Annotated in this window: 21 protein-coding genes; 9 read left to right on the plus strand and 12 right to left on the minus strand. The window is 51.6% G+C overall.

Going from position 1 to position 18,534, the window contains the following annotated elements:
- Positions 1 to 41: 41 nt before the first annotated feature.
- Both BZG77_RS05630 and gpmM read right to left on the minus strand, forming a co-directional pair.
- A complete protein-coding gene (locus BZG77_RS05630; RefSeq protein ID WP_241844107.1) occupies positions 42 to 1,088 on the minus strand; it encodes a murein hydrolase activator EnvC family protein in 1,047 nt (348 codons plus the stop codon).
- Between the two features lie 94 nt (positions 1,089 to 1,182).
- Positions 1,183 to 2,721: a 2,3-bisphosphoglycerate-independent phosphoglycerate mutase gene (gene gpmM, locus BZG77_RS05635; RefSeq protein ID WP_077646515.1), complete on the minus strand. Its 1,539-nt coding sequence runs from the start codon at positions 2,719 to 2,721 to the stop codon at positions 1,183 to 1,185.
- Positions 2,722 to 3,203: 482 nt separating this feature from the next.
- On the opposite strand from gpmM, the gene BZG77_RS05640 reads away from it, so the two are divergent.
- From BZG77_RS05640 to cysE, 4 genes are all read left to right on the plus strand, one after another.
- Positions 3,204 to 3,665, plus strand: coding sequence for a rhodanese-like domain-containing protein (locus BZG77_RS05640; protein WP_077646516.1), 462 nt, complete (start codon positions 3,204 to 3,206; stop codon positions 3,663 to 3,665).
- Positions 3,666 to 3,761: 96 nt separating this feature from the next.
- The gene (gene secB, locus BZG77_RS05645) at positions 3,762 to 4,241 is read left to right on the plus strand and encodes a protein-export chaperone SecB (protein WP_077646517.1); all 480 of its coding nucleotides are present in this window, start codon (positions 3,762 to 3,764) and stop codon (positions 4,239 to 4,241) included.
- 9 nt (positions 4,242 to 4,250) lie between these two features.
- Complete coding sequence (gene gpsA / locus BZG77_RS05650) at positions 4,251 to 5,270, plus strand: NAD(P)H-dependent glycerol-3-phosphate dehydrogenase (protein WP_077646518.1); 1,020 nt, start codon at positions 4,251 to 4,253, stop codon at positions 5,268 to 5,270.
- A gap of 119 nt (positions 5,271 to 5,389) precedes the next feature.
- Positions 5,390 to 6,223, plus strand: coding sequence for a serine O-acetyltransferase (cysE, locus tag BZG77_RS05655; RefSeq protein WP_236719494.1), 834 nt, complete (start codon positions 5,390 to 5,392; stop codon positions 6,221 to 6,223).
- Between the two features lie 89 nt (positions 6,224 to 6,312).
- On the opposite strand, the gene pfkA is transcribed toward cysE, so the two are convergent.
- The 3 genes from pfkA to BZG77_RS05670 form a co-directional block, all read right to left on the minus strand.
- Complete coding sequence (pfkA, locus tag BZG77_RS05660) at positions 6,313 to 7,275, minus strand: 6-phosphofructokinase (protein WP_025744227.1); 963 nt, start codon at positions 7,273 to 7,275, stop codon at positions 6,313 to 6,315.
- Positions 7,276 to 7,429: 154 nt separating this feature from the next.
- The gene (gene fieF / locus BZG77_RS05665; protein WP_025744228.1) at positions 7,430 to 8,371 is read right to left on the minus strand and encodes a CDF family cation-efflux transporter FieF; all 942 of its coding nucleotides are present in this window, start codon (positions 8,369 to 8,371) and stop codon (positions 7,430 to 7,432) included.
- Between the two features lie 75 nt (positions 8,372 to 8,446).
- The gene (locus tag BZG77_RS05670) at positions 8,447 to 8,911 is read right to left on the minus strand and encodes a Spy/CpxP family protein refolding chaperone (protein ID WP_077646519.1); all 465 of its coding nucleotides are present in this window, start codon (positions 8,909 to 8,911) and stop codon (positions 8,447 to 8,449) included.
- A gap of 161 nt (positions 8,912 to 9,072) precedes the next feature.
- On the opposite strand from BZG77_RS05670, the gene BZG77_RS05675 reads away from it, so the two are divergent.
- The 3 genes from BZG77_RS05675 (at position 9,073) to trmL (ending at position 11,674) form a co-directional block, all read left to right on the plus strand.
- Entirely contained in the window at positions 9,073 to 9,768 is a 696-nt protein-coding gene (locus BZG77_RS05675; RefSeq protein ID WP_077461523.1) for a response regulator, read from the plus strand.
- Positions 9,756 to 11,150: an envelope stress sensor histidine kinase CpxA gene (gene cpxA, locus BZG77_RS05680; protein WP_051503253.1), complete on the plus strand. Its 1,395-nt coding sequence runs from the start codon at positions 9,756 to 9,758 to the stop codon at positions 11,148 to 11,150. Before BZG77_RS05675 ends, cpxA begins: the two co-directional genes overlap by 13 nt.
- Positions 11,151 to 11,212: 62 nt before the next feature.
- Positions 11,213 to 11,674, plus strand: coding sequence for a tRNA (uridine(34)/cytosine(34)/5-carboxymethylaminomethyluridine(34)-2'-O)-methyltransferase TrmL (trmL, locus tag BZG77_RS05685; protein ID WP_077461525.1), 462 nt, complete (start codon positions 11,213 to 11,215; stop codon positions 11,672 to 11,674).
- A 93-nt stretch (positions 11,675 to 11,767) separates the two neighbouring features.
- Here the strand turns inward: trmL and tpiA are convergent, their stop codons facing one another.
- Entirely contained in the window at positions 11,768 to 12,535 is a 768-nt protein-coding gene (tpiA, locus tag BZG77_RS05690; protein WP_077646520.1) for a triose-phosphate isomerase, read from the minus strand.
- A 208-nt stretch (positions 12,536 to 12,743) separates the two neighbouring features.
- Here tpiA and BZG77_RS05695 point away from each other — a divergent pair, with 208 nt between their 5' ends.
- Positions 12,744 to 13,160 (plus strand): 5-carboxymethyl-2-hydroxymuconate Delta-isomerase, encoded by a 417-nt coding sequence (locus BZG77_RS05695; RefSeq protein ID WP_236719495.1) that lies wholly within the window; start codon positions 12,744 to 12,746, stop codon positions 13,158 to 13,160.
- Between the two features lie 14 nt (positions 13,161 to 13,174).
- Here the strand turns inward: BZG77_RS05695 and BZG77_RS05700 are convergent, their stop codons facing one another.
- The 4 genes from BZG77_RS05700 to glpX all read right to left on the minus strand — a co-directional run bounded on the left by BZG77_RS05700 (position 13,175) and on the right by glpX (position 16,276).
- Positions 13,175 to 13,522: a DUF3135 domain-containing protein gene (locus tag BZG77_RS05700; RefSeq protein ID WP_077646521.1), complete on the minus strand. Its 348-nt coding sequence runs from the start codon at positions 13,520 to 13,522 to the stop codon at positions 13,175 to 13,177.
- A 238-nt stretch (positions 13,523 to 13,760) separates the two neighbouring features.
- Positions 13,761 to 14,504: a ferredoxin--NADP reductase gene (locus tag BZG77_RS05705; protein ID WP_077646522.1), complete on the minus strand. Its 744-nt coding sequence runs from the start codon at positions 14,502 to 14,504 to the stop codon at positions 13,761 to 13,763.
- Positions 14,505 to 14,513: 9 nt separating this feature from the next.
- Positions 14,514 to 15,134, minus strand: coding sequence for a helix-turn-helix transcriptional regulator (locus BZG77_RS05710; protein WP_025744236.1), 621 nt, complete (start codon positions 15,132 to 15,134; stop codon positions 14,514 to 14,516).
- 134 nt (positions 15,135 to 15,268) lie between these two features.
- Positions 15,269 to 16,276, minus strand: coding sequence for a class II fructose-bisphosphatase (glpX, locus tag BZG77_RS05715; protein WP_025744237.1), 1,008 nt, complete (start codon positions 16,274 to 16,276; stop codon positions 15,269 to 15,271).
- 288 nt (positions 16,277 to 16,564) lie between these two features.
- On the opposite strand from glpX, the gene zapB reads away from it, so the two are divergent.
- Positions 16,565 to 16,807, plus strand: a complete 243-nt coding sequence (gene zapB / locus BZG77_RS05720; RefSeq protein ID WP_025744238.1) for a cell division protein ZapB — start codon at positions 16,565 to 16,567, stop codon at positions 16,805 to 16,807.
- A gap of 50 nt (positions 16,808 to 16,857) precedes the next feature.
- Here zapB and rraA read toward each other — a convergent pair whose 3' ends face one another.
- Together rraA and BZG77_RS05730 are read right to left on the minus strand one after the other, a co-directional pair.
- Positions 16,858 to 17,379, minus strand: a complete 522-nt coding sequence (gene rraA, locus BZG77_RS05725; protein ID WP_077646523.1) for a ribonuclease E activity regulator RraA — start codon at positions 17,377 to 17,379, stop codon at positions 16,858 to 16,860.
- Positions 17,380 to 17,498: 119 nt separating this feature from the next.
- On the minus strand, positions 17,499 to 18,404 hold the full coding sequence (locus BZG77_RS05730) for a 1,4-dihydroxy-2-naphthoate polyprenyltransferase (protein WP_077646524.1): 906 nt from the start codon (positions 18,402 to 18,404) through the stop codon (positions 17,499 to 17,501).
- Positions 18,405 to 18,534 lie beyond the last annotated feature (130 nt).

Genomic DNA, 18,534 nt, shown 5'->3' on the forward strand with positions numbered 1-18,534 from the left:
CTTGGCAATATTGACAGCGCTCACCCATGGGGTGGGCGTTTTTAATCCAACCAAGGAACTGGGTTAGTGGTATTGCCTTTACGACGAATCTCGAAATATAGCGATGGTGTTGATTGTCCGCCACTGTCGCCAACTAAGGCAATCGGTTCACCGGCGGTCACTGTGTCGCCGACGTCTTTGAGTAATGCTTGATTATAGCCGTACAAGCTCATATCCCCCTTGCCATGATCGACGGCAATCAATAGCCCGTAGCCACGTAGCCAACTGGATAGCACCACTTTTCCTGCATGCGCCGCTTTCACTTCCGTGCCACGCTTGGCATCAATCACGATGCCATTCCAAGTCACTTCGCCGGATTGGCGCTCGCCAAAGCGGTGCAGGAGTTTACCTTGGGCGGGCCAAGTGAGTTTTCCTTTAGCGTCACTAATGCCTGCCATATTGACCTGCGCGCGTCGTGCCGCTTCGGCGATTTGTTCTTGCAAGCGCTGCTTATTCGCTTTGAGCTCGGCTAAATATGCGCTGTTACTGGCAATCTTGGCACGAATTTGTTTCGCCGTTTGGCTTTGTGCGTTTTGCTCAGTCTCAAGCTCACGCTTTTTATCGGTTAACTCTGCCACGAGCTGCGTTTGCTTATCCCGCTGCTGTTTGAGCTGGTGAGCGGTGAGCTGATAATCGGTACGGGTCGCGGCGAGTGACTCAATCGTTTGCTGCATTGTGCCTGCAACGATTTCGGCATAGCGCGTTAACCGGTCAAGGGTGGCTGGCGATTCTTGGCTGAGCAGTCGTTTGAGTTGATCGTGTTTGCCTTGACGATATTGCGCATCGATAAGCTCGCCCAGTTGGGCTTGTTGGGCGATTATTTCCTGCTTTAATCGCGCTTGTTGTTGCGTCAGCTGGGTAATGTCGGTATCTGTTTCTTGCAGGCTAGCTTGCGCTTGGCGGATGCGCCTGGACAAGGTGTCAATCCGTTTAGATTGCGCTTTTAAGTCGCGCTGGAGTGTATTGAGTTTTTTATTGTGCGCGGCCAGCTGTGATTGTTGGCGGGCAATCTCATCGCTCACGCCCTCAAGTTGTGAGTTAGCGTACACAGACCCTGTGAATAGACACAGAAAAGCGCCAGTGCATAATGCACTGGCGCGGAGGGTTTGACCGAGGCGTGTTCGTTTCTCCCGCATGGGGAGATTATTTCAGATCGAACAGAGGCTTGCCAGTCATCTCTTCAGGAATCGGCATATCGGACAATGCCAACATGGTCGGTGCCAGATCAGACAGCTTACCGCCTTCTTTCAAGGTCACGGGTTTGCTACCGACATACATCAGTGGGACTGGTAAGTTGGTGTGTGCGGTATATGCACCGCCCGTTTCCTCGTTAACCATCATTTCAGCGTTACCGTGGTCGGCGGTGATCAGCATTTGACCGTCCACTTCTTTAATCGCTTCTAGCACGCGACCGATACAGCCATCGACAGCTTCACACGCTTGGACAGCAGCCTCGTAGACGCCCGTATGACCTACCATATCACCGTTCGGGTAGTTACAGATGATCATATCGAACTTGCCGGACTTAATCGCATCAACCAGTTTATCCGTTAGCTCTTCAGAGCTCATTTCGGGTTGTAGATCGTAAGTGGCCACTTTGGGTGACGCCACCAAAGAGCGCTCTTCGCCTTCAAATACGGTTTCCATACCACCGTTGAAGAAGAAAGTGACGTGCGCGTATTTCTCAGTTTCTGAAATACGTAGCTGGGTTTTACCGGTTTTCGATAGCCACTCACCCAAGGTGTTTGACAGGCTTGTCGGTGGGAAAGCCACCGTCGTATCGATATCGGCTGCGTATTCGGTCAGCATGACAAAGTCGGACAGTTCGGCATACTTCTTACGCGCAAATCCATCAAACTCAGGCATAAAGGCACGAGTCATTTCGCGCGCCCGGTCGGCACGGAAGTTCATGAAAATGACTGCGTCGCCGTCGTTGATGGTCGCTTTGTTGTCACCCTCACGGAAGATTTCCGTTGGGGCGACAAACTCGTCATTTTCTTCACGAGCATACGCTGCTTCGAGGCCTTCAACCGCGCTCGTTGCGCTATGCTCGCCTTGCGCCAAGGTCAACAAATCGTAAGCTCGCTCTACACGATCCCAGTTGTTGTCGCGGTCCATCGCGTAGTAGCGACCCACCAGTGAGGCCGTACGTCCTTTGCCTAGCTTGGCAAACAGGGCGTCAAAACGCTCAAGCGAGGCTTTTGCGCTACGTGGTGGCGTATCACGACCATCCAAGAAGGCGTGCAGATAGATTTGATCCGCACCACGCTCAGCGGCTAACTCAACCATGGCAGCAATGTGGTCTTCATGGCTATGAACGCCACCTGGTGACATCAGACCCATGATATGAACGGCTTTGCCTTTATCCACGGCTTTATCGACCGCGGCAGTGAGTGCGGGGGTCTGGTTAAAGTCGCCATCGGCGATGGATTTTGTGATACGGGTGAGTTCTTGATACACCACGCGGCCTGCACCGATATTCACGTGACCGACTTCTGAGTTACCCATTTGCCCATCAGGCAGGCCAACGTCAAAACCGGATGCTGAAATCAAGGTGCTATTGTCGGCCATCAGGCTGTCGATAACCGGCGTGTTAGCATTGGTGATGGCATTATCGCTTTGTGGGTCACGATAGCCCCAGCCATCGAGAATCACCAGTGCAAGTGGTTTTTTCGCAGACATATTACGTCCTCTTAATTCAAGCTAAAGACTGACATTGGATGCCATTGACATTGGATGTCATGGAGCAGCCACTGAGGCTTGATGCCAGATTTGAGGCTAGCATCAGGCCTCAGTGGTGCGGTGTGCGTAATTTTACAACATTTTACGCAAGGATACGTAGGCTAAGATCAATTATTCCAGCTGATAAGTTAACCAGCAAGGGTTGCATGGCTTGCCTTCTACCCTTGACTCCCCTCATTATGGCGAAGATTGTCGGTATACGCGAATGGCTTCACTCGATGTCTGCGATTGATGAAACCTTCTTTCTTTTTAACATATTGAGGGGAGCGAAAATTTATCATTCGATCATCGTGAGTGAGCAAGCGCGCGATTTCGTCTTGGCAGGCTGTAAAACCCTGACGAGCAGGTTATACTCGACACCATTTTCACCCCTTGATGGACTCTCGCCTCGCGGGACAAACAAGCAGTATAGAGCAAAGGTTATGCAGGAATATATCGATTTTGTCTCCAACAACATGATTCTGACACTGGTCTGGGTTGGCTTAGCTGCCACCTTGTTGATGTCGCTGATCAAACAGAAAACCGCCGCTTACAAAGTGGTGGCTCCGAACGATGCCGTGATCCTGAACAACCGTGAAAATGGGGTGTTTGTGGATATTCGCAGTCATGACGAGTTTCGTGCGGGGCATATCACGGGCGCAATCAACGTATTGCCCAGTGAAATTAAATCGCACTCATTTGGCGAACTTGAAAAACATAAAACGGACCCCATCATCGTAGTATGCAAGACCGGTCAAACCGCGGCTGACAGTGCGAATCAACTCGCCAAAGCGGGTTTTGAGTCTGTGTATGTGCTCAAAGACGGCTTGACCTCGTGGAACGATGCCAAAATGCCATTGGTCCGCGCCAAAAGTGGTAAAGGCAAAAGCAAAAAGAAAAAGTGATCCCTCACTCAAATCTCGAGCGACTGCATGACGCAGTGGCTCGCATTTTTTAATGTGCCCGGCACATAAGCAACTAGTTAGAAAGGACGAACCACCATGGCTGAAGCAGAAAACAACCAACAAGCCGAGCAAAACTTTGCTATCCAACGCGTTTTTCTTAAAGACGTGTCTTTTGAGGCGCCAAATTCACCTGACGTTTTTCAGCAAGACTGGGCACCTGACGTTAACTTAGATTTAGACACGCAAAGCCGCGAGCTGGGTGAAGGCATTTACGAGGTTGTTCTGCGTCTAACCGTGACCGTGAAAAACCAAGAGAGCAGCGCGTTCTTGTGCGAAGTACAACAAGGTGGCATCTTCTCGGTTACCGGCATGGATGCGCCGCAATTAGCGCATTGCCTCGGCGCTTTTTGCCCGAATATTCTGTTCCCTTACGCGCGTGAGACGATTTCTAGCTTGGTCGTTAAAGGGACGTTCCCACAGCTTAACCTTGCACCGGTAAACTTTGATGCCTTGTTCATGAACTACCTGCAACAGCAGGCGGACGCGAAATCAGGCGAAGAAGACGCGCAAGCCTAAGGGGTCATTATGACTGATCTTGCTCCCACTCAAGACGCCGCGATTGTTGTATTGGGCGCTGGCTCGTACGGCACGGCCTTAGCGATCTCACTGGCGAGAAATGGTGCCAACGTTGTGTTATGGGGGCACGATCCACGTCATCTTGCGCAGCTGGAAATTGACCGTGCTAACCAGGCTTTTTTACCAGGCGTCGCCTTTCCAGACTCGCTGGTGCTTTGTGCCGATTTGTCCGTGGCGGTGAATGCCAGTCGTGATTTATTGGTGGTAGTGCCCAGCCACGTCTTTGGTCAAGTGCTCGGCCAAATCCGGCCCTACTTACGCGCGGATTCTCGCGTTTGCTGGGCCACAAAAGGGCTAGAACCGGAAACCGGACGCCTGTTGCAAGAAGTCGCGCGTGAACAACTGGGTGATTCGCGCTCGCTGGCGGTACTCTCGGGTCCCACTTTCGCTAAAGAGCTGGCGGCTGGTATGCCGACGGCGATTTCTGTTTCCTCGCCTGACCCCGAGTTTGTGCGTGATTTGCAAGAGACGATTCATTGCCAGCAGAGTTTCCGCGTTTACGGCAATCATGATTTTATCGGCATGCAATTAGGTGGCGCGGTAAAAAACGTGATTGCGATTGGGGCTGGGATTTCTGATGGTATCGGGTTTGGCGCCAATGCGCGCACGGCTCTGATTACGCGTGGCTTGGCGGAAATGACGCGCTTGGGTGAAGCGCTAGGCGCATCGCGAGAGACCTTTATGGGCATGGCTGGTTTAGGTGATCTGGTTTTAACCTGCACCGATAATCAATCGCGTAATCGCCGCTTTGGGCTGGCGCTTGGCCAAGGTGAAGGCGTGCAAGCGGCGCAGGATAATATCGGTCAAGTGGTTGAGGGCTTTCGCAATACCAAAGAGGTGTGGGCCCTGGCGCAGCGCGCTGGGGTTGAAATGCCGATTGTGGAGCAAATTTATCAAGTTTTATATCAGGATAAATTGGCGCATCACGCTGCTCGAGACTTGCTGGCCCGCGATAAAAAATCCGAATAACGGCAACGTGTATCAGCATATAAATAGGCGCGCGGGGTGAGAACCGCGCGTTTTTTTTATACACTGGCACGGTAGGGGAACGTCCCAGTTGCCGGTGATTTTTGATAAGGATGAAGGCAGTGAATCAGGCTAAAAAAGAATGCCAACAGAACCGTGTATGGCAAGCGGTAAAAACAGAAGCACGCGAACACTCAGAGCGCGAGCCCATGTTGGCCAGCTTTTACCATGCCACAATTATCAAGCACGATAATCTCGCCAGTGCCCTGAGCTATATTTTGGCCAATAAATTGTCGACGCCGTCGATGCCATCGATGGCGGTGCGAGAAGTGATTGAAGAAGTGTATGCCAATGATGCGTCGGTGGCTGAATCGGCTGCCTGCGATATTTGTGCCACGGTAGAGCGGGATCCTGCGGTGGAACTGTACTCCACGCCCTTACTGTACCTAAAAGGGTTTCATGCCTTGCAAGGCTTCCGTGTGGCAAATTGGCTGTGGCACCAAGGTCGCAAAGAGTTAGCGACGTACCTACAAAACCAAATTTCAGTGACTAGTCAGGTGGATGTTCATCCGGCGGCCACTATCGGACGTGGGATCATGTTTGACCACGCCACGGGGATCGTGATCGGTGAGACGGCGGTGATCGAAGATAATGTTTCTATCTTGCAAGATGTTACTCTCGGCGGGACCGGAAAAGAAGGCGGTGATCGCCATCCGAAAATTCGGACCGGTGTGATGATCGGCGCCGGTGCGAAAATCCTTGGCAATATCGATATTGGCGAGGGCGCGAAAATTGGATCATGCTCTGTGGTGCTCAACCCTGTACCGCCGCACACCACGGTGGCGGGCGTGCCGGCTAAAATCGTTGGGCGCCCGAGTTCACACATGCCCTCACTGGATATGGATCAAGAGTTTAACGGCTCACACAAAACGTTTATCTCTGGGGACGGCATATAACTGCTTTGACGCCATTCCACAAAAAAACGGAACCGCACGGTTCCGTTTTTTGATCGCCATGCGCTAATCAGCGCAATATCGCGAGCGGCTTAGAACAGTTTTTCTGCCACTTCGTAAAGATCATCACGGAATGGGCGCTTCATGTTTTCAATGGCATCAATGATGTCATGGTGAACCATTTTGTCATTTTGAATCCCGACACAGCGTCCGCCTTCGCCGTTTTGCAGCAGGTCGACCGCATAGGCACCCATGCGCGAAGCAAGGATACGGTCAAATGCACCGGGCTGACCGCCACGCTGAATGTGGCCCAAAATGGTCGCACGTGTTTCGCGGCCAGTTTCGGTTTCGATGAACTTCGCCAGTTCATTAGCATCGGTCATTAGCTCTGTAATCGCGATGATCGCGTGCTTTTTACCCTTGTAAATGCCTTCTTTCACTTTGGCAAGCAGCTTGTCTTTATCAAGACCAATTTCCGGTGTGATGATGTATTCACAGCCGCCAGCAATCGACGCCATTAAGGTCAAGTCACCGCAGTGGCGCCCCATGACTTCGACAATAGAGATCCGCTGATGCGACGAGGAGGTGTCACGCAAACGGTCGATAGCGTCGATCACTGTGTTCATCGCGGTCATATAGCCAATGGTATAATCGGTACCGGCGACGTCGTTATCAATGGTGCCTGGCAGGCCAATACAAGGATAGCCCATCTCAGTCAGTTTTTTCGCGCCCATGAACGACCCGTCACCACCGATAACCACCAGTGCATCAATGCCGTGCATTTTTAGATTTTGAATGGCTTGCTCACGTACTTTTTCGTCAGCAAACTCGGGGAAGCGAGCTGAACCTAAAAAGGTTCCGCCGCGGTTAATCACGTCAGATACGCTTGTTCGGTTTAGGCGTTCGATACGGTTTTGATGCAAGCCAAGAAACCCGTCATAAATACCGTAAACTTCTAATCCTTCGCTCAATGCGCTGCGAACCACACCGCGAATCGCTGCGTTCATACCTGGCGCATCACCGCCACTGGTCAAAACACCAATTTTTCTAACCATGGTTACCCTCTGACTGTTCGTCACTTATTTCGTGCCGATTGCGGAAATGGCAACCTGCTTGCCCCAGTGAACCCGCAATGACGCTTGCTTAAACTGTAATTTTCCTACTTCTGTAATAGTATTACAATTACTGTAGAAAAAAAGTTGATACATGTCAGCCCGATGAGCTTTTGTTCAGCCTCTCATCAAGGCTTTTGTTTTCCTTGCCACCACCTGTTTCCCTTGCCACCACCGATTTTGGGTCTTGATGAATCATGACATCCGCACCGGGAAAGGCGACCAGCAGCCTATCTTCTACGGCATCTGCAAGGGTATGTGCATCCACTAAGGGTAGCTCGTCATCAAGCTCTATGTGTAGTTGGATAAATTTTGTCATACCGGCTTGGCGCGTACGCAGTTGGTGAATACCATGAACGCCGACGACAGAACTGGAAAGTACCGCGATTTTCTCTTGCTCTTCAAGCGGTAACTGCCGATCAAGCAGTGATTGGACCGCCTCGTACGCCATTTTGACAGCTTGAGATAGGATAAAAACACTGATGCCGATGGCAAACCAAGCGTCAGCTTGCGTCCAGCCGTACCAACTCAATGCCAAGGCGACGATGATCGCAATATTCATTAATAAATCGGATTGATAGTGAAGTGCATCGGCAGCAATGGCTGGGCTGGCCGTTTTGCGAATCACCCATTTTTGGAATAAGACTAACCCTAGCGTAATCACGGTGGCACCTGCACTGACAGCAACGCCAAGCTCTGGCGATGCAATCGGCACTGGCTTGAACAAACGTTCAAGGCCACTGAGGAGCAAGAAAGAGGCTGATCCGACGATAAAGGTGGATTGCGCGAGTGCGGCGAGGGATTCGGCTTTGCCGTGCCCGAAACTATGCTCACTATCAGCAGGTTGAACGGCGTACCGCACCACAATTAAATTGGTCAACGAGGCCAGTAGATCGAGCAGTGAATCGACAAATGAGGCCAGCACACTGACCGATCCTGTTAGCCACCATGCAATCAATTTGGCCAGAAGTAAGGTGGTCGCTACCGCGGTGGCTGCCCACGCGGCGGCCTCGACCCAGAAAGCATACTGTTTTTTCATAAAAAAGGGCTGTGTAATGAAACGCAACCCTTAGTATATAGGCTGTTGACACGATGCGTATGACACGACGCAGATTTATCGTGAACAATTGCCTCTACGATCATGGTGGCCTTGGCCGCGCTTGCCTTTTTCTTTATCCCAGCCGCCGTGTCGGCGTTGGTCATGCATCTTATCTAAGAAGGTTTCTTGCTGCTCTGGCGTCAACACTTGCATCATGGCATGCATATGGCGAGCGCGCTCGATCCCTTGGCCGTGCATTTGTCGGCCATGTTGTGGCATGGCATTGAATAGCTCGGTGGCCGCCGCTTCATCAAATTCAGGTTGAGTTAGCAGTGCCCTCATTTGCTGCCGGAATCCGTCACGCGCCTGGAGACGTTGATCGCGGTAAGTGTCGCGAAGGGTGTCGAGTTGTGATTGTTGTGCTTCCGTTAAGTCAAGATCCTGCCAGATCCCGCGGTTGGTGTCGTTACCGAACTGCGGTGCAGCAAGGGTGGGAATCGCAATGAGCGCGGCGGCTAAGCCAAGGGTTAAACGTTTCATCCTGTCTCTCCATCATTGAGTAGGTACACGTTTAGATTAACCCTTGGGATGTAAAGTCACGTTATGCGATGTAAAGATGGGTAAAGTCATGCCTGTGCCGATGTCGCTATGATAAAAAGATTGTATTCAGCGTTACTGAATTGAGGAGAGGGTCACGGGCGATGCAGCAGGTTCTAATTATTGACGATGACACCGAATTGACCGCACTGCTTGGTGAGTTGCTGTCATTGGAAGGGTTTTCGGTTCGCTGCGCGGACAATGGACAAATGGGCTTAGCAATGGCGAGTGAGTTACCGCCAGATATTATTTTGCTCGATGTCATGATGCCGGTCTTAAATGGTATGGAAACGTTACGGCAACTCCGCGCCACGTCACATGTTGCGATTTTGATGTTGACCGCACGAGGTGAAGAGGTAGACCGCGTGATGGGCTTAGAGCTTGGGGCGGATGATTACCTGGCCAAACCGTTTAGTGATCGAGAGCTTCTAGCAAGAATGCGGGCGATTTTACGACGCACTCGCTTACCGGACCCCGAGCCGCCGACCCAAGCGCAAGAGCCTGTTTTAGCCCATGACGATGTGTGCGTTTACCCGCATCGGTTGGAAACAGTATGCCAAGGCGAGACGGTCGATCTGACCGGCATGGAGACAGAAATGTTGGCGTGCTTGCTGGCGCATCCGGGTGAAGTGGTAAGTAAAGCTCACTTGAGTGAGCAGGTGTTAGGTAAGCGTTTGATGCCCTTTGACCGTGCCGTGGATGTGCACATTTCCAATTTGCGCAAAAAGTTACCTGAACGTGCTGATGCTAAACCAAGAATCAAAACGCTGCGAGGAAAGGGGTATTTATGGGTCGACTAGCCAGCGTGCGCCAAACCCTGTCGCGTGTTCCTTTTTTCTCCAGTTTGTATGGTCGGGTTTTCGTGATTTTTTGGCTCACATTATTACTGGTATTAGCGGCGGTCATTTGGGCCCAGCGTGGCGATCCGCGATCGCTGCACCCAGTGCCGGCCGCGGAGCAAGCACGTATTGCTGCTCAAATAAATCAGTTAGTGAACATCGCGACGACACGCGACATACCGATAGCCACGCTCGTTGCCAGACATAATCAGCGTCGTGGTCATCGCCACAGTCGGGCAGCGAACACCCTTTACTGGGTCCCTAAATCGGCCCGGATTGACGATTTACCGACCGAGTTACGTCGCTTTATGGCTCAAACCAATGAGACAGAGCAGCCGATGCAACGCTTGGTGCGTCGCGCCATGCTCGCCGGTCCTTTTTCTGTGAGTACGGATAACGCGCAAGGCAATCTTTATCATGCCCGTCGTTGGCAGCCTCGTCTTCCTTTCGTGTTGAAAATACTGGAAACGCCGCAGCATTTGTTGCTAGTCACTATGTTGGTCAGTACTCCCCTGTTGCTTTGGTTGGCCTATACACTGACGCGTCCGGCGCGGCGGTTTGAGGCGGCAAGTCGTCGTGTCGCCAACGGCGATTTAGTGCCGGATCCTGCGTTAGAGTGCGGCCCGAGAGAATTCAGTGAGGCTGGGAAGGGATTTAATCATATGGTTACGGCGCTCAATCAAATGGTGACCGGGCAACAGCAACTGGTGTCGGATATTTCTCATGAGTTACGGTCGCCGCTGACGCGCTTACAAATGGCACGCGCCTTGGCGGAGCGTGAATTAGGACACAGTGATAGCTTGGCCAGGATTGAGCGGGAAGCGGGGCAGCTTGAAGCCTTAATTGCGGAGCTGCTTACGTTGTCAAAACTGCAAGCGCAAGGGCAGCTTGAGCGCGCGTCAGTCAGTGCGGATGTGTTGTGGCAGTCGGTGGTGGACGATGCGAGTTTCGAAGCAAATCAACAAGGCAAATCGATCACGATAACGCCATGGCCGTCGGTCACATTGAGTGTTAATTCGCGCCTAGCTTGTAGCGCGTTGGAAAACGTACTAAGAAACGCGATCCGTTATGCGCACCTAGGTATCGATATCACCACATTCATTGATGATACCATGCTGGTCATTCAGGTTGCCGATGATGGTCCGGGAGTGCCAGAGAGCATGTTGACCGATATCTTTCGGCCTTTTTATCGTGTCTCTGCCGCCCGAGAGCGGCAATCTGGCGGCTCTGGGCTAGGGCTTGCGATCACCGCGCAAGCGGTACAACAGCATGGCGGGCAGGTCCTGGCTCACAATCGACCGCAAGGCGGGTTGGTCGTCACACTTCGCTGGCCGGTGCATTAATATTGCGCTGGTTTCCCGCGGTTGCGACAATAACGGCTTATTTCTCACTGTGGTAACTGACCATGTTTGACATTGCGCTTTATGAGCCAGAAATTGCGCCTAATACGGGCAATATTATTCGATTATGTGCTAACTGTGGCGCTAACTTGCACTTGATTGAGCCGTTAGGCTTCGATTTGGAAGAAAAGAAGGTACGCCGTGCGGGGTTGGATTATCATGACTTGGCGCGGGTGACGCGACATGCGAATTATGCCGCCTTCATTGATGCCATGGCGGGACGTCGGATCTTTGCTTGTACAACCAAAGCGACGCAATATCATACTCAGGCAACATTTGCGCCTGGCGACGTGCTGTTGTTTGGCCCTGAAACACGGGGGCTACCGCAGGATCTTATTCAGGCACTGCCGGACACGCAACGTTTGCGTATCCCGATGCAGCCAGATGCACGCAGCCTCAACTTATCCAATGCAGTGGCAATTATTGGCTACGAAGCCTGGCGCCAGTTAGGTTTTGAAGGCGCATAGCAAACAGACTGTCAGACCAAAAACGCCCCCTACCAATAGGGGGCGTTTTTATTCGCGAGCGCGTTGCTATTGGCTATTTAACCGCACAAAGAATTACGCTTTTTTCGCTTCAGCGGCGGCTTTCGCGATTGCAGCAAAGCCTGCAGCGTCAAGCGCGGCACCGCCAACCAAGGCGCCGTCGATATCCGGCATCGCGAACAGCTCTGCGGCATTTCCAGCTTTGACCGAACCGCCGTACTGGATGACCACTTTGCTTGCGACGTCTTCGCTGTAAGACGCAATGTGCTTACGGATGGCAGCATGAATGTCTTGCGCTTGCTGAGCGGTTGCCGCTTTACCGGTGCCGATTGCCCAGATTGGCTCATAAGCAATGATCGCACCGTTTAGCGCTTCAACGCCTTGAGATTGGATCACAGCGTCAAGCTGGCGAGAACACACCGCCAGGGTTTCGCCCGCTTCGTTTTGTGCGTCAGACTCACCGATACAAAGTACTGGCGTGAGGCCATTTTCTTTCAAGAAAGCGAATTTTTTCGCCACAAACTCGTCAGATTCTTGGTGATATTCACGACGCTCTGAGTGGCCGATAATAATATGGGTTGCACCAAAATCTTTCAGCATATCGGCAGAGATATCACCGGTGAATGCACCGCTGTTGTTGGTGTCAACGTTTTGCGCACCCAACTTAATGGCGCTGTCAGCCAGCAGTTGCTCGGCTTGTGCCAGATACATCACCGGTGGTGCGACGGCAACGTCAACGCCTTCAACGTCTTTGAGTTCAGCATTAAGGCCGTTAAGCAGTTCAGTGACCATGGCTTTGCTGCCATTGAGTTTCCAGTTACCCATTACCAATGGACGGCGCATAGGAGTTCCTCCGCGGTTTAGTTGATTTGAAGTCAAAAGATGTAAAGAAGGTAGTCTATTGTAGCGCGGCCTTCTCTGTTTAAAATCATAGAATGGCGAGAATGTCCTCGTTTTTACCCGTTTTGCGCGCAAAAGGGAACCTTCAAGTAGTAAAATTTCATCATTATTGCGCCAATGGGGCGGCCAAAGTGTGACAGAGGTGCTCGTGATGGCGTCTATCTTGCGGCATGATGCAGGTTTGTGTTTTCAACGGAGTGAAACGATGCCTCATTTGGTGATGGAATACACCGACGCGTTAGCAGAGCGCGTGAACATTGATCAGCTGGTGGATGATCTGCACCAAGCGGCGATCGCCACCGATTGTTTTGACCCTGACGCGCTCAAATCTCGCGCCGTTCCATGCGCCGTTTGGCGTGTCGGCGCGCAAGCCGATCGCGGTGAGTTTGTGCATGTCGAGTTTCGCTTACTGGCTGGACGCAGTGATCAACAAAAACAGCAAATCAGTGACGCATTAACCGGGCCGCTGCGTGACCATGCAGGCCATGTCACCAGCCTAACGGTGGAAGTTCGTGACATGGATACCACCAGTTATCGCAAGTGGGTCGGCCCCAATCATGCACTATAAGGGTTTAATCCGGTTTATCGCGATTGCGTTGGCGGTGTGGGGGCGTTGGCTGTTTGTCCCACTTTAAATTCCATGATGTCCGCTTGGTGGCTGCGCAAGGCGTCTGGGTTGGTAAAAGCAGTCGAAAAGCGCGAATACTGACGAGTCAGTGCTTGGAAGAGCATCATGTTGACGTGTAATGGATTTTTACCATGATCAATTATGCGATTAATATGGCTTAACATGGCATGGAGCTGTGGCTGAGTGGCGTGGGACGCATTGGCGATCACCTCTTCGCTCATCTTAAGCCGTAATGTTTCTAGCGCACGAGGGTCGGTCTGGGCCAACGCCGCTAACTCATCAAAAGAAGGAAGGGTCTTCATCGCATACTCCTTACGCGTCGTCGGCCGCGTGGCCATGTTACCAAAGCGTTAAAGTAACTATGAGTTGAGGTTTGCCAGGGATCAAACTTGCGCTGTCTGGCTAAGCTGGCGCTGTGGATAGAGAGGTGGACGACGTATTGAGTAATTAATTGAATCAACGTCGTTTTTCTGGGGTTATTTTTGTGGATAAAAATGCCCCGCTTTACCGTATGCGTATCAGCAAAGCAGGGAGGAGGAATTACCAGTAATGCTCAGTGGTCACATTCCCGGGCTTGCGGCGTAAGTTTTTACTGAGGCCTTTTCCTTCCAGCAGTGTTTTCACTTCTTTTACCATGGCTGGGTTGCCACATAACATCACTTGGCTGTGCTCGGAGGTCAGAGGCAGACCAACCACGCGTTCGAGCAATCCGTCTTCGAGCGCGTGTGTTACCCGACCTGATAAGGCGCCAGCTGTAGGCTCCCGACTAACAAAAGGCTGAACCACCAGTTGATCAGGGTATTTTTCTGCCAGTGCGTTAATGCGTGCTTGATAGGTTAAATCGGCAGCAAAACGTACCGCATGGACCAAGATAATTTTGCGAAAACGTGACCAGACATCGCCTTGCTCCATCAGCGAAATATAAGGGCCGATGGCTGTCCCCGTGGCAAACAGCCAGAGGTGTTGACCTTGTGGTACTTCATCTAGGGTAAAGTAGCCGGCTGGATCTTGGGTAATCATCACGTTATCACCCGGCTCGAGCGCGTGAAGGCGTGGTGACATCAGGCCGTCAGCCACACGTGTCGCATACACTTCTAAGTATTTACTTTGTGGAGGATTCACAAACGAATAGGCGCGCTGGATCAGTTTGCCATCGATCTCCATCCCTAGCTTTGTGAATTGGCCTGCCGTAAATGGCGCGACAGGGGCGGATAACACCAGGCTGAAGAGATCCTTCGTCCAATGTTGGTTCTCCACGACATCAGCCTTGATCCAAGTGGCCATATTACCTCCTCACGTTTTATCTCCAATGCGATAAGTGCAGCGATGCTGTCCTGAAACAATGTGCTCTTCACGTTCCACCCGATAGCGGTTGCCCAGTAAGTGTCGAAATAACTGGATTTCTGAGCGACATAGCGCAGGACAGGTTTTCGCTGCTTGACAGATAGGGCAGTGATGTTCAATCAACATATAGTCAGCGCCGTCTCGATGGAGCTCAGCCATATACCCCTCGCTCTCTCTAAGATACGCCAAGGTTTGCAATTTAGCCTCTAAATTATCGCAATCTTTGAGCGCATCTTGGTATTGGGCGAAGGTGGCAGCTTCACGTTGGGCGATCACTTTTGCGACCCCTTGGTCGCCAAAAACCTCTTGCACCGAATCGATCAAGGTGACGGATAAATCATGATGACTATCCGCAAACCGTCGGTGTCCGGTGGCGGTTAAAGACCAATGGCGTGTAGGCCGGCCAACTTTGGCGCGGATATCTTCAAAATCCACCAAGCCATCACGCTCAAGGCTTTGTAAATGCTGACGCACGCCCATGGTGGTCATATTCAGGTTATCCGCTAAGACTTTTGCACTGACACGGCCTTCGCGCTTTATGGTGTCTAAAATGCGGTCAGTGGATTTCATCGTCCGGACCTCGATTACCCCAATTGCAAATGTGCGAACGCATACTCACAATTAAATAAAGTAAAGTATTTATAAAAGGGTAATCGAAATCAATGGATTTGACCAGTCAGAGGCTACACTCATCAATGTGAAGATTATAAGATGTGCGGTTTGATCGCTTCATCTTTGCGGCTTAAATAGTGGGTGGAGCGAATACGGCGAATGGTCCGACATTGGCCACGTACCACCAGGGTTTCTGTCGTGGCCAGATCGCCCTGTCGGCTGATCCCATCAAGTAGGTCGCCTTTGGTGATGCCGGTTGCGGCGAAGACAACATTATCGCTACTGGCCATCTGTGACAGCGTGAGGACTTGGCGGGCTTGAATCCCCATTTGTTGACACCGGGCCAGTTCTTGCTCTCCGTAAACACGGTTTTCTGGGGTGTCACCTTTCACATCGTGTCGAGGGAGCAAACGGCCTTGCATGTCCCCGCCTAGTGCACGGATTACGGCCGCAGAGACGACCCCCTCTGGCGCTCCGCCGATCCCAACCATGACATCCACTTCACTTTCTGGCATGCAGGTTAGAATAGAAGCAGCTACATCACCATCTGGAAAGGCGAATACTCGGATCCCTTGCGCTTGCATACTGGCAATAATGGCATCATGACGAGGTTTTGCTAAGGTGGCAACGACGAGGGTGTCGAGGGTTTTTCCGAGCGCAATGGCGACATTCTTGAGGTTTTCAAGCAGGGACTTATTGAGGTCAATCACACCTTTAGCGCCAGGCCCCACCACTAATTTTTCCATGTACATATCTGGCGCTTTTAAAAAGCTGCCCTTTTCTCCAGCGGCCAGCACTGCCAAAGCATTGGCCTGACCCATTGCTGTCATGCGTGTGCCTTCAATCGGATCAACGGCAATATCAACCGCTTCACCGCCCAAGCCGACTTGCTCGCCAATATATAGCATGGGGGCATCGTCGATTTCCCCTTCACCGATGACGACTTCACCGTCAATCTCTGTCAGATTTAGCAAGGTACGCATTACCTCAACCGCTGCGCCATCGGCTGCGTTTTTGTCCCCTCTTCCCAACCACTTATAACCCGCGAGAGCGGCGCCTTCGGTGACGCGAGAAAAAGCCAATGCGAGATCACGTTTCATGAGTACTCCGGAATGTCAGCCACATTAAGACAGGCGTTAGCCTAATTTGCGCGCAGTTTACCAGAAATAGAAAACGTTTGCGTAACGAGTGTGGCGGTGATTTTTATCTTCGCAGTGCGATAGTTGGCGAAGTCGCTGCATTTTTGCGCACTTGTCCATGCATAGGTAGTGAGAATAGTGGCAGTCTGACACCACCTGAGTACAATAAAGTCGGGGTGCACACCTGTTGCACGGGTTACTGCCGGATAAGCAGTAACGGGATCAATCGTCAGAAATAAGGTGGCCTTGATGTCATTGGAAGTATTAGAACAACTCGAAGCTAAAGTACAAATGGCGGTGGATACGATTTCGCTGCTACAAATGGAAATCGAAGAGCTCAAAGAAAAGAACGGGTCGCTGGAGCAAGATGCAGTGGCTGAAAAAGAAAGCCGTGAGCAATTAGCGCAAGAAAACGCCAAGTTAAAAGAAGAGCAAGAAGCTTGGCAGAATCGTATCCGCAGCTTACTCGGTAAGATCGAGAGCGTTGAATAAACCAAAAACAGAGCCGATGGGCTCTGTTTTTTATCGGTCAACTGACGCCACTAATCCTCGTCGAGATCATCGTCTTCTTCGTCGACTTCGGTGATGCTGAGCGGATCCGGCGATAAGATGACGCCAGTGGTGTCCGCATAGACATGGTCATCCGGCAAAAAGGTGACGCCGCCAAAGTTCACGGGGATGTCGGTTTCACCGGTGCCTTGTTCATCAGCGCCCACAGGGATAGAGGCCAAGGCCTGGATACCTATGTCGATTTCATCGATAGTATCCACGTCGCGCACGCAGCCATAGACAATCATGCCAGCCCAGTCGTTATCTGCCGCGAGCTGTGCAATCTCGCCATCAATTAAGGCGCGACGTAACGAGCCACCGCCATCGATCAACATAATCCGCTGCTCGCCGTCTTGCTCGGCCATCTCGCGAATTAAGCCTGTATCTTCGAAGCATTTTACCGTGGTAATTTGGCCACCAAACGAGCTGCGGCCCCCATAAGAGCTAAACATTGGCTCCACGACATCCACTTGGTCGGGGTACATGTCGCATAGTTCCGAGGTATTGTATTCCATAGTCTAACTTCTTGTTGAGGCAGAAAAAGGCTGACAAGCTTGCGCTGCCAACATGGCAAGTCCAAGTATAACGGGGCAACAAGGGTTTGCAATGACAAAGCGGCTAATCTGTGTCTTTATTAGACTAACAGCATCCCAGTCATAAACAGCCCATTAGTCACTAAGGCGCAGCGCACCATGTTGCCCATCATTGGCCGAAGCGCGTTCGCATTCGCTGTTTGATACACTTCGCGTCCGTGGCGAACCAATAAGGGCACACTCGCCAAGAACAACCATCCCAGCCAAGCTTGTAAGGTCAACGCGGCAAATAATGAGTAACAAACAATCGCACCGGCAAGTAGGATGACATGGTACTGGCGGCCTCGCTCGGGACCCAAGCGCACGACCAGGGTGTGTTTGCCACAAGCACGATCATTATCAATGTCTCGTAAGTTGTTGATGTTGAGCACGCCGACAGCCAGCAATCCGCATGCTGTCGCAGGCAAGATCACTAGCGAGTCAATCTGTCCAACTTGCAAATAGTAGGTCCCGGCGACGCCTAACCAACCAAAAAACATCAGCACCGATAAATCACCTAGGCCTCGATAGCCGTAAGGTTTATTGCCGACGGTATAGGTGATCGAAGCGACGATGGCCATCAGGCCGAGCAATAAAAAGCTAATAATATCGGTGGGTTGCTGACAGGCAATCGCGATCAGTCCGCCGCCACTTAACACGGTGAGGGCAATATTGAAGGCCAGGGCGCGGCGCATGGTGGCGAGGCTCACTTTGCCCGATTGGATGGCACGCATCGGACCTAAACGGGTCATGTTGTCCGTGCCTTTTATCCCATCCCCGTAGTCATTAGCAAGATTAGAGAGGATTTGTAAGAATAAAGCGGTGATCAGCGCCATGACACTGATAGACCAAGAGAGGTTGCCTTGCGCTGCGGCGACCGCACTCCCTGATAAAATGGATGTCACGGCCAAAGGCAGCGTTTTGGGTCGCGCAGCATCAAGCCAAATAGCGAGCGTAGGGTGCAGCATAGCGATCCTCGAGACGAAAAAACGATGTCACTATTATTACGCAAGCAGCACAAGGAGTAACGAGTTCGCGACCGAAATCCGGCTTCCTATTGCGCCAGCTCAAGTTTTGATGCAAAAAAGGGCAGCGTTT

This window comes from Salinivibrio sp. IB643, assembly GCF_001996105.1.
Lineage (GTDB): Bacteria > Pseudomonadota > Gammaproteobacteria > Enterobacterales > Vibrionaceae > Salinivibrio > Salinivibrio costicola.

Coding starts and splice junctions, on each gene's coding strand:
- glpX (WP_025744237.1), bottom strand. CDS start 16,276: ATGAAACGTGATCTCGCATTGGCTTTTTCTCGCGTCACCGAAGGCGCC.
- BZG77_RS05670 (WP_077646519.1), bottom strand. CDS start 8,911: ATGAAACGTTTAACCCTTGGCTTAGCCGCCGCGCTCATTGCGATTCCC.
- fieF (WP_025744228.1), bottom strand. CDS start 8,371: ATGAAAAAACAGTATGCTTTCTGGGTCGAGGCCGCCGCGTGGGCAGCC.
- rraA (WP_077646523.1), bottom strand. CDS start 17,379: ATGGAATACAATACCTCGGAACTATGCGACATGTACCCCGACCAAGTG.
- BZG77_RS05640 (WP_077646516.1), top strand. CDS start 3,204: ATGCAGGAATATATCGATTTTGTCTCCAACAACATGATTCTGACACTG.
- BZG77_RS05730 (WP_077646524.1), bottom strand. CDS start 18,404: ATGCTGCACCCTACGCTCGCTATTTGGCTTGATGCTGCGCGACCCAAA.
- secB (WP_077646517.1), top strand. CDS start 3,762: ATGGCTGAAGCAGAAAACAACCAACAAGCCGAGCAAAACTTTGCTATC.
- BZG77_RS05695 (WP_236719495.1), top strand. CDS start 12,744: ATGGCGTCTATCTTGCGGCATGATGCAGGTTTGTGTTTTCAACGGAGT.
- pfkA (WP_025744227.1), bottom strand. CDS start 7,275: ATGGTTAGAAAAATTGGTGTTTTGACCAGTGGCGGTGATGCGCCAGGT.
- gpsA (WP_077646518.1), top strand. CDS start 4,251: ATGACTGATCTTGCTCCCACTCAAGACGCCGCGATTGTTGTATTGGGC.
- BZG77_RS05710 (WP_025744236.1), bottom strand. CDS start 15,134: ATGAAATCCACTGACCGCATTTTAGACACCATAAAGCGCGAAGGCCGT.
- BZG77_RS05700 (WP_077646521.1), bottom strand. CDS start 13,522: ATGAAGACCCTTCCTTCTTTTGATGAGTTAGCGGCGTTGGCCCAGACC.
- cpxA (WP_051503253.1), top strand. CDS start 9,756: ATGGGTCGACTAGCCAGCGTGCGCCAAACCCTGTCGCGTGTTCCTTTT.
- zapB (WP_025744238.1), top strand. CDS start 16,565: ATGTCATTGGAAGTATTAGAACAACTCGAAGCTAAAGTACAAATGGCG.
- BZG77_RS05705 (WP_077646522.1), bottom strand. CDS start 14,504: ATGGCCACTTGGATCAAGGCTGATGTCGTGGAGAACCAACATTGGACG.
- gpmM (WP_077646515.1), bottom strand. CDS start 2,721: ATGTCTGCGAAAAAACCACTTGCACTGGTGATTCTCGATGGCTGGGGC.
- tpiA (WP_077646520.1), bottom strand. CDS start 12,535: ATGCGCCGTCCATTGGTAATGGGTAACTGGAAACTCAATGGCAGCAAA.
- BZG77_RS05675 (WP_077461523.1), top strand. CDS start 9,073: ATGCAGCAGGTTCTAATTATTGACGATGACACCGAATTGACCGCACTG.
- trmL (WP_077461525.1), top strand. CDS start 11,213: ATGTTTGACATTGCGCTTTATGAGCCAGAAATTGCGCCTAATACGGGC.